The sequence below is a fragment of the Limnoraphis robusta CS-951 genome (assembly GCF_000972705.2).
The window spans coordinates 1-9762 of the sequence record NZ_LATL02000072.1 but is presented as its reverse complement, the minus strand read 5'-3'; the positions used below and the strand labels follow the sequence as shown (position 1 = coordinate 9762).

Annotated in this window: 9 protein-coding genes; 3 read left to right on the top strand and 6 right to left on the bottom strand. The window is 41.9% G+C overall.

Annotated features, from left to right (window positions below):
• Window positions 1–31 precede the first annotated feature (31 nt).
• Window positions 32–292: a MoaD/ThiS family protein gene (locus WN50_RS06395; protein ID WP_046282160.1), complete on the top strand. Its 261-nt coding sequence runs from the start codon at window positions 32–34 to the stop codon at window positions 290–292.
• A 105-nt stretch (window positions 293–397) separates the two neighbouring features.
• Complete coding sequence (locus tag WN50_RS33800; protein WP_152964723.1) at window positions 398–595, top strand: hypothetical protein; 198 nt, start codon at window positions 398–400, stop codon at window positions 593–595.
• Window positions 596–1295: 700 nt separating this feature from the next.
• On the opposite strand, the gene WN50_RS06390 is transcribed toward WN50_RS33800, so the two are convergent.
• Window positions 1296–1952: a HEAT repeat domain-containing protein gene (locus WN50_RS06390; RefSeq protein WP_046278431.1), complete on the bottom strand. Its 657-nt coding sequence runs from the start codon at window positions 1950–1952 to the stop codon at window positions 1296–1298.
• 554 nt (window positions 1953–2506) lie between these two features.
• On the opposite strand from WN50_RS06390, the gene recF reads away from it, so the two are divergent.
• The gene (gene recF / locus WN50_RS06385; RefSeq protein WP_046278430.1) at window positions 2507–3679 is read left to right on the top strand and encodes a DNA replication/repair protein RecF; all 1173 of its coding nucleotides are present in this window, start codon (window positions 2507–2509) and stop codon (window positions 3677–3679) included.
• A gap of 258 nt (window positions 3680–3937) precedes the next feature.
• On the opposite strand, the gene WN50_RS35865 is transcribed toward recF, so the two are convergent.
• From WN50_RS35865 to WN50_RS06365, 5 genes are all read right to left on the bottom strand, one after another.
• Window positions 3938–4555 carry a GGDEF domain-containing protein gene (locus WN50_RS35865; RefSeq protein ID WP_235440853.1) on the bottom strand — a complete coding sequence of 206 codons (618 nt, stop codon included), beginning with the start codon at window positions 4553–4555 and terminating at the stop codon, window positions 3938–3940.
• 79 nt (window positions 4556–4634) lie between these two features.
• Window positions 4635–5125: response regulator (locus tag WN50_RS35860; protein ID WP_235440850.1), on the bottom strand; the 491-nt coding region annotated here is incomplete at its 3' end.
• Between the two features lie 70 nt (window positions 5126–5195).
• Complete coding sequence (locus WN50_RS06375) at window positions 5196–5822, bottom strand: response regulator (RefSeq protein WP_235440852.1); 627 nt, start codon at window positions 5820–5822, stop codon at window positions 5196–5198.
• Between the two features lie 106 nt (window positions 5823–5928).
• A partial coding sequence (locus WN50_RS30790) for a PAS domain-containing protein (protein ID WP_235440851.1) occupies window positions 5929–9018 on the bottom strand: 3090 nt, incomplete at its 3' end.
• Between the two features lie 55 nt (window positions 9019–9073).
• Window positions 9074–9762 (bottom strand): PAS domain-containing protein (locus WN50_RS06365; RefSeq protein WP_235440849.1); only part of this gene is annotated, 689 nt, incomplete at both ends.

The window sequence follows — 9762 nt, the reverse complement described above, 5'->3', positions numbered from 1 at the left end:
CCCCAGTCCCCAGTCCCTAGTCCCCTAGATCATGTCTAACTTACCGATCACCGTCACTGTTAAACTGTTTGCTGTGTATCAAGAGGTTTACAAGCTTCCTGAACTGGTTTTAACTTTACCTTCTCAAACCCCTGTTTCTCAAGTTCTCGAACATTGTATCAACGAACATCCCCAACTCGAACAGTGGCGCTCAGTCACTCATTTTGGCGTTAACTTGCAGTTTGTTTCGCCGGAAACCCCGTTAGAAGATGGTGATGAAGTCGTCTTAATTCCGCCTGTTAGCGGAGGTTAAGGTTTAGTTAAATAAACCTGAGAAAATTTTCATACGGAATACATCCCCATTTGACTGGAGATAGAATAAAGTAGAGAATGTAACCCTAATCAAGTCATGGAAACCATGAAGCGTATCAATCCGAAGGGAGTGGGTGTATCTGCTATTGTCGCTATTGGCTTTTTGAGCCTATCTTCAGCAGGTTGCTTGTTCGACAAATCCGCACAGACGAATGATTCTTCGTCTATTGCTATCTCTCGTTCTCAGATTGTTGATCCGCAGACAGGCTCCATTATATTTGTTTCTAGCCTAAAACGCAACTAATTGATCAATAAATTTTTGGAGTTCTGGAACAAAGAGATTTTCAACGCTACTTTCTCATTGATTTGCGCTTTCTTCTACATCTACCTCCATCGAAAATTTTGGGTCAGAAACCCCCTCCTTGTAGGACGGCTTTATATGTAATAATAGTAGTGGTAACATACCCACCCAGACGATGGAGACATAAAGCCTAACACCAAAGCTTGCTTGAATGAGCAACGGCGAAGAAAAATCGGCAGACTGGGATAAGAGGATAGGGCAATGGGANATCGAAAATTTTGGGTCAGAAACCCCCTCCTTGTAGGACGGCTTTATATGTAATAATAGTAGTGGTAACATACCCACCCAGACGATGGAGACATAAAGCCTAACACCAAAGCTTGCTTGAATGAGCAACGGCGAAGAAAAATCGGCAGACTGGGATAAGAGGATAGGGCAATGGGAAGTCCACCCCTAGAATCAAATCTAAACTAGGAATTCTCTTTGAGAGACTTCTACGCATAAGAACCGCAGGACTTGCGGGGATAGTCTGGGTCGCGAACGTAAGACCATGAAACTCCGAATCGGGTAGAGGCTGTTGCTACGAAACAGAAACCGCGCATCGTGAGGTTTAGGAATCACCGTCCGTTCACGGCGGTGAGGATGTCAAGCTGAGAATATCAAACGATACCGGGCTTCTTGAGGAAACCCGGTTATCCTCGTTCTAGAGCCAACCTTCTAAGGCAGCGCCGACGACTCGATGATCCTCATCTTTTTTGAGGTAGTTGAGTGCAGCTTTGGCTTGGGGATCGTCAAATTTTCTTAAAGCCAGAGCCACCCGTGAACGGGTACGCCAGCCGTCTGCACTGACGAGCCTGAGAAGCTGTTGTAACGCTTCTGTTTGTTTGGTGGTTCCTGAGAGCATTCCTAAGCTGTCAATGGCTGCTTCCTTAACGGTTTGATCCTCCCCCGTCAAACTATAGCTACAGATATCATACAGGGCTTCTGGATAGGACATCTCAGTTAAGGGTGCAAGGATACTCCGACGAACGAGCCAGCTATCATCGAGACGAAACGCTTCGACAAGATGAGGAATAGCGATATCACCGTACTTCGACAAAGCGTTAGCCGCTTCCGCCCTGACGTTATAATCGTGATCGCCTTTGAGCAACTCTAGCAACGCCTCAAAGGACTCAGGAGAACGTTTGTTCCCTAAACCCATCGCCACAAAAGAGCGAATTAAAAACTCAGGATCACGCAGCTTACTCATCAACAAGGGAACGGCAACTTCACTATCATAGTGTCTCAGTTCGGTGAGCGCTTTTAATCGCTGTTGAGAATCACTACTGTTGAGATACGTTTGAATCTGATCAATTTCCATGACTAACTCTCCTAAGTCTAAACACAAAGAACGACAGGCACCCAAAATTTAAATTTATATTTGTTTAGATTGATAATTGTTTTGACTGTATCTGAAATGGAAAAAAGATGCAACAGATGGTTAATCCCTCTAAATCTCTTGGATGAAGGGGGCTTGCAGACTGATCCCCTTGGGGTGAAGATTAGAGACTTGTGTGTTTGCTTGATGCCTATCGCCTGCAAACAGAATGGTGTTTTATATGACTTGACCCGTTGATCACCTGAGAACTGTCCCCTGATGGATTGTCGGATCTGATGATTCAGCTTATAATTTAGCACTCCTAATTAGATCTTTGCTCTTTTCCTTGTTTGCTATGTATCTGAAAACGNCCCTTGGGGTGAAGATTAGAGACTTGTGTGTTTGCTTGATGCCTATCGCCTGCAAACAGAATGGTGTTTTATATGACTTGACCCGTTGATCACCTGAGAACTGTCCCCTGATGGATTGTCGGATCTGATGATTCAGCTTATAATTTAGCACTCCTAATTAGATCTTTGCTCTTTTCCTTGTTTGCTATGTATCTGAAAACGCTACACCTTCAACAGTTTCGCAACTATCGGGATCAAAAAGTAGTGTTTGATGCTCCTAAAACGATTTTAGTTGGTGATAACGCCCAAGGAAAATCTAATCTGTTAGAAGCGATTGAGTTACTTTCTACGTTAAAAAGTCATCGGGTGAGTCGCGATCGCGATCTGATTTTAGATCCTGAAACCATCGGACAAATTACCGCTACTTTAGAACGAGATCGAGGACTCTTAGAACTGGCTGTGACGCTGCGAAGTCAAGGACGACGAACGGTGATGTTGAATGGTGAAAGTCTACGACGACAGTTAGATTTTTTAAGTCTTCTCAATGTCGTGGAATTTTCGAGTTTAGATTTGGAATTAGTGCGAGGAAGTCCTGAACGACGCCGCAGTTGGTTGGATCGGTTGTTAGTTCAACTTGAACCTGTTTATGCTTATATTTTACACCAATATAACCAAGTTTTGCGACAACGCAATGCTTTACTTAAAAAAAACAGATCTCTATCTCGTTTATCGACAGATATTGAACCAAAATCCTCAAGTTCTGGCTCAGAATTAGCGGTTTGGGATGCTCAACTTGCGGTTACGGGTTCAAGAGTCATCCGACGGCGAGATCGGGTTTTAGAACGGTTGACACCCTTGGCTCAAACCTGGCATCATTTAATTAGTGGGAGTACCGAGAATTTACAACTCACCTATCAACCCAATGTTCAGGTTTTGTCCGCAGAAAAGACTCGCTTATCGGCGTTATCGCCCCAAGCGGTTCAGCAGGCTTTTTTGCAAAAAATCTCGACTCGGGCGATCGCGGAACAGCAGCAAGGAACGTCTTTAGTTGGCCCCCATCGGGATGATATTTGCTTTGAAATTAATCAAACTCCCGCTCGTCAGTATGGGTCTTCCGGTCAACAAAGAACGCTGGTTTTAGCGTTAAAATTGGCTGAATTACAGTTAATAGAAGATGTGGTGGGTGAACCGCCTTTATTACTCTTAGATGATGTTTTAGCCGAATTAGATATCAACCGTCAAAATCAACTTTTAGAAGCAGTGGGTGATCGCTTTCAAACCTTAATTACAACTACTCATCTAGGTGTTTTTGATGATCAATGGTTGAAAAACACTCAAATTATGTCTGTACAATCTGGAAAAGTTGACTATTATTTTTAAGTATAAAAAACACAAAGACACAGAGACACCAAGAGGGAATATTCGTGTTGTTGAGGAGTCAGGAGTCAGGAGTCAGGAGTCAGGAGGAAATCAAGAAGAAGAAAGAGGAGGATTATGAGAAAGTTTTTGATCACTAATTATNTCAGGAGTCAGGAGTCAGGAGGAAATCAAGAAGAAGAAAGAGGAGGATTATGAGAAAGTTTTTGATCACTAATTATCCGGACATGATATGATAAAGGTTTCAATTCTGTCTCCTGTCTACTGTCTCCTGACTTCTGCTATACTGCTATATTTATTCTGTTTATGTTCATACATGAGTTGGTCAGCCAGTGCTAATCCTTGTTCGAGTGAAAAGTCATTATCATTAAAATTACAAGTCTGTATTCCCATACTCATTGAAAGTTTATAAGCTTGATTTTGCTTTTGATTTAACTCATCAATATTTGCTTTTAGCCGGACATAAAAGTTAGATATACTGCCATCTACACCGGATATAAATAAAGCAAATTCATCGCCTCCTAGTCTAGCAATAATATCCGCATCTCGAAAGGTTTGTTTTAAGATTTTGGCGGCATCAACAATGACTTTATCTCCGATTTCATGCCCTAGTGTATCATTAATTTTCTTCAATCCATCTAAATCAGCAAATACAATACAGCATGAAACTTGAGTGCGTCGAGCGATTTTGATTTGTTGTTCAGCTAAGACAAAAAAGCCTCGTCGGTTATAAAGTCCGGTTAATTCATCCGTCAGAGATAACTGTCTGACTTCTGCTTCTGCTTTTAAACGCTCTTGAATTTCCTGTTTTAAACGTTGATTTTGTTCGATGAGTTTTTGCTGCTGTTGTTGGATGAGTAATTGATTTTTTACTCGCATCAACACTTCTTGTTCTTGAAACGGTTTAGTAATATAATCAACACCTCCTAATTCAAAGGCTTGCATTTTATTTTCAAGNGTCAGAGATAACTGTCTGACTTCTGCTTCTGCTTTTAAACGCTCTTGAATTTCCTGTTTTAAACGTTGATTTTGTTCGATGAGTTTTTGCTGCTGTTGTTGGATGAGTAATTGATTTTTTACTCGCATCAACACTTCTTGTTCTTGAAACGGTTTAGTAATATAATCAACACCTCCTAATTCAAAGGCTTGCATTTTATTTTCAAGTCTTTCTAAGGCACTAATAAAAATCACCGGAATCTGAGCCGTTTCTTCTGAAGCTTTTAACTGTTTGCAGACTTCATAGCCATTCATTTCCGGCATATTAATATCGAGTAAAATCAAATTAGGAGGATCACGATTAACTCCTTGGAGTGCCATTCTTCCATTGAGAGATTTACGAACAATATAGCCCTGTGACTCTAGAATTTTGGCTAACAATCGCAAATTATCGGGGGTATCATCTACGATGAGAATATTCGTTTCTGTCGGAGATCTAAGTAAAATCGTCATCTTTTTCAAAGTTAGAGTAGTAATCGTTTTTGGTTTAAGATTATTAATAAATTACTGTGTTTAAATTCTCTTATTCTCGGCTTTGAATGAGATTAACAATTCGCTCAAATTGATATTGGTTTGCAAGTTCTGTTAGACGAGTTCCCAGTTGAGCGAATTCAGGAGAAAGTTCATCAACTAATTCAGCGATCGCCATATCATTTCCACAAATAGCCGCATCTTCTAATTTCATCAACCAAGCTTGAGGTAATGAGGCCAAAAGCTGAGGATCAAAATGAGGTTTTGGCTTGCGAGTGTCTGGTTTCCCGTTCCAAGAATGCTCTTGGGATGACTCTTTCCCGAATGCTGAGAACACAGTTTCCTGTTGTTGATAAAGATACTCTAAACCCAAATATTCCGCCATTTTCAGAAATAAAGTCTGTTCACGGAAAGGTTTACTGATATAATCATTACAACCAGCAGCCAGGGCAAGAGCGCGATCGCTTTGGGAAGCCTGGGCGGTGAGGGCGATAATAATACTGGTTTTTCCCTGTTCGATTGCCCGAATTTGCTTTGTAGCTTCGTAGCCATCTAATATGGGCATCCGAATATCCATCCAAGTCAGATCGGGAAGCCATTCTTTCCAAAGCTGTACTGCTTCTTGACCGTTACTAGCTTCGCGTACTTCTAATCCCAAGTTTGACAGTAATCTGACCATGAGTAAACGATTTTCAGCCCGATCATCCACGACTAAAATGCGGCGATGAGGTTGCCCAGGAGCTAACCCGATCACCAGGCGATCGCTCTGTTCAGGGGTGAGATCNATCGGGAAGCCATTCTTTCCAAAGCTGTACTGCTTCTTGACCGTTACTAGCTTCGCGTACTTCTAATCCCAAGTTTGACAGTAATCTGACCATGAGTAAACGATTTTCAGCCCGATCATCCACGACTAAAATGCGGCGATGAGGTTGCCCAGGAGCTAACCCGATCACCAGGCGATCGCTCTGTTCAGGGGTGAGATCGACTCCATCAGTTACGCGAACGGGCAGGGTAAACGAAAATGTACTTCCCTGTTCTATTTTACTCTTGACGGTGATTTCTCCGCCCATCAGTTCTAACAATTTGCGGCTAATGGTTAATCCTAAGCCTGTTCCACTAACAAAACGTTTTCCGGCTTGGGCTTGTACAAAGGCATCAAAAATCGTATTTAATTCTTCTGGAGCAATACCAACTCCGGTATCTTCGACTTCAAACATCAGGGTGTTAGGCTGTTGAAATTCCTGAGTTTGAACTCGTAGTGTTACATTGCCTTTTTTTGTAAATTTAATGGCATTACTGAGAAGATTGAGCAGAACTTGACGAAGTTTTTGAGCATCTGCCACAATAAATTGAGGAACTTCGGGTGCAATTTCAAAACAAAGGTCAAGCCCTTTAGAACTGGCGCGTTCAGCTAACATATTTCGTAGCGAATGCAGCAAGGCAATTAAATCAAAACCCGTTTCTTCTAAGGTGCAATGTCCGGCTTCTATTTTAGAGAGATCTAAGACATCATTAATCAAACTCAAGAGATGATCGCCACTGCGCTGAATAGTTTGTAGATCTTCTTGTTGAGTGGAAGTCAGGGAAGGATCACGAGCCATCACCTGAGTAAACCCGAGAATCACATTTAGGGGAGTCCGCAGTTCGTGACTCATATTGGCGAGGAAGATACTTTTTGCTAAGTTCGCGGCTTCTGCGGCTTCCATTGCTTGTCGGAGTGCAAGTTCTGTTTGTTTGCGATCGCTAATATCTTTGTGGGTTCCAATCATCCGTAACGGCTTACCTTGGGGAGCACGGAGGACAACTTTACCATAGTTAGCGACCCATTTCCACTCCCCAGACTTGCAGCGCACCCGATAGTCAAAGTTATAGTTGACGGAGGGATCTTGCAAGTGAGCATTTAGACATTCAAAGACCCTGGATTTATCATCGGGGTGAATCATATTTTCCCAAACCATTGTATTCATAATTAACTCTTCAGGCGGATAGCCTAGCATCTCCTGATAGTAGGAATTGAGGTAAACTTTGCCTGTACTGAGATCCCAATCCCAGAGTCCATCTCCAGAGGCTTCGAGTGCGAGTTGCAAGCGTTCTTCGCTCAGTTGTAAAGCAATTTCAGCTTGATGTTGTTGGGTGATATCAATGGCAACTCCTCCAATTAATAAATCTCCAGATAAGTCAGGAATTGGAAATTTATAGACCAAAAAATGACCCAGACTTTTATCTAGACGGGGCGCAATTTCAATAACTTTGAGGACTTGGAGAGTTTTAGCGACGGTCTGAATATTATTAAAATAGTCTTGAGCGATAGAAGTGGGGTAAAGTTCAAAAATAGATTTGCCAATCAGATTATCAGTCGGTAAGTCGAAGGAGCGAAGATAAGTTTGACTAACATAGACGACCAAACCATTGGCATCTGTGATCCAAGCAGCAGCCGGACTATGATTCATAAAAGTCTGAAAGCGAGCTTCACTCTCTCGCAGGGCGTTTTCGATCAGTTGTCGGGTGCTAATATCTCGCAAAAAGGTGGTAAAAATCACCTCGCCATTGAGATTTAGCTTAGAAATAGAGGCTTCTGCGGGAAACTCTGAGCCATCTTTGCGCCGTCCAAAAATTGCGCCTCGCTCTGCCATTTGTCGCCCATGACTTTCAGTTTGACTATATTGGCTAACGTGCTGATGATGAAGATTGGCAAAGCGTTCTGGCATTAACAGGTTGAGGGGTTTTCCTAATACTTCTTCTGTCGTGTAACCAAAAATTTGTTCAGCCCCTTTATTAAATAGGGTGATTTGCTGCTGGCTATTGATGGAAATAATCGCATCGCTAGCAATGTCTAAAATTCCAGCAAACCGGGCTTGAGAAATTTGCAGGTTAATTTCGGCTTTTTTGCGCTCCGTAATATCTTGACCAATCCCCAAAGAATACCCACTTGATAGCCGCACATTTGCCCAAGATATGTTGATTTGTTGTCCGGTTGCTGTTAGGGTGGTCAGATCTCTCCAGTCTCCGGTTGCGGCTAACATAAATTCTAAAACACTTTGACAATAAACGGGGTCAGGATAACATTTTGCTAAGATATCTTTTTGTTGCCAGCTTTCGAGGGGATATCCTAAAACCCGTTCAACTTCGGGGTTAATAAATTGAATTTTGCCCTCGGGGTTAAACAAGGTAATCATCACCGGGATATTATTAACAATCGTTTGAAACATTTCCTTTTGATATCGCAGCGCTTCCTCTGTTTGTTTGCGTTCGCTGATATCGCGGCAGATGCAGAAGTTCATGATATCACCGTCTAATTCGACTCGGTTCCAGCTAATTTCAACATCATATTCTGAACCATTTTTCCGGCGATGTCTCGTCTCGAATAGAGGAATAATTTCCTCTCGATTCAGCATCAGTTTTAGCTCTTCTTTTGTCCACTGAGCATCCCAATCGGCAACATTTAGAGTTTGAGTTTCTTCTAAGGTGTAGCCAATCATTCGGGCAAAACTAGCGCTAGATTGTACCACATTTCCTTGAGAATTCATCACAACAATACCATCAATTGAGGTATTAAATAGGGTTTGAGTTCGCAGCAGTTCTTGTTCAAAATTAATTTCGGCTTGTTTGCGGTCAGTAATATCCTTCATAAAGCAGTAATGCCCTACAAATTCCTGCTGTTCATCATAGGACGCAATCATCACCAATTGTTTATAGAAAATCGAACCGTCTTTGCGAATTCCTGTGGTTTCAACTTCGACTCGACCTTCTTTTAGCATTTGCTGATAGGCGACAATCAATTTTTCCAACTCGTCAGGATGTACTGTTTTTTGCCAAGCCATCCCGATCATGTCTTCAGGTTCGTAGCCGGCGATGTTCGCATAGTTTTTATTAATATAAAGGTAATATCCTTGAGCATCGAGTTTAGAAATACCTGATAAGGCATTTTCNCAACTCGTCAGGATGTACTGTTTTTTGCCAAGCCATCCCGATCATGTCTTCAGGTTCGTAGCCGGCGATGTTCGCATAGTTTTTATTAATATAAAGGTAATATCCTTGAGCATCGAGTTTAGAAATACCTGATAAGGCATTTTCCATCACCTCAGTCATTTCTCGTCGTTCGGCTTCTGCTTGTTTTCGCTCGGTAATATCTTCTGAAAAACACAGTAAATAATCGGGCTGATCCTGCTCATTATAAACGGGAACTTTCACCGTATGCAGCCAACGTCTGCCGCGACTATAACTATCAATTACTTCTTCGGTAATATCTTTAATAGTTCTCTTTTCGATTGCTTCTCTATCTTTTTGGTAAAAAAAGTTTGCCTGTTCTGTTGGGAAAAATTCATAAACGGTTTGACCCAGTGCCTGTTCTGCTGAGATGCCAAATAACTCTTCACTGGTTTTATTCCAAAATTGAATAACCCCAAATTTTTCAGAGTGTACATCCTTGACAAAAACCGCCAGGGGTAAATGATCTAATAAAGCTTGTAAGAAATTGCGAGTGTGTTGAATTTCTTCTTCGGCTTGCTTGCGTTTGGTAATATCAATAAAGCTAATCACCACTTGTTTGAGTTCACCGTTTGCCTCAAATTCGGGGTAAGCGTTGACTAATACCCAAGTCAGGGGAGGACTGCCTTTAT

What these genes read in the sequence shown, in the direction of transcription:
- WN50_RS06395 (WP_046282160.1), top strand. Translation starts at nt 32, where the DNA reads ATGTCTAACTTACCGATCACCGTCACTGTTAAACTGTTTGCTGTGTAT.
- WN50_RS33800 (WP_152964723.1), top strand. Translation starts at nt 398, where the DNA reads ATGAAGCGTATCAATCCGAAGGGAGTGGGTGTATCTGCTATTGTCGCT.
- WN50_RS06390 (WP_046278431.1), bottom strand. Translation starts at nt 1,952, where the DNA reads ATGGAAATTGATCAGATTCAAACGTATCTCAACAGTAGTGATTCTCAA.
- recF (WP_046278430.1), top strand. Translation starts at nt 2,507, where the DNA reads ATGTATCTGAAAACGCTACACCTTCAACAGTTTCGCAACTATCGGGAT.
- WN50_RS35865 (WP_235440853.1), bottom strand. Translation starts at nt 4,555, where the DNA reads ATGCGAGTAAAAAATCAATTACTCATCCAACAACAGCAGCAAAAACTC.
- WN50_RS06375 (WP_235440852.1), bottom strand. Translation starts at nt 5,822, where the DNA reads ATGGTCAGATTACTGTCAAACTTGGGATTAGAAGTACGCGAAGCTAGT.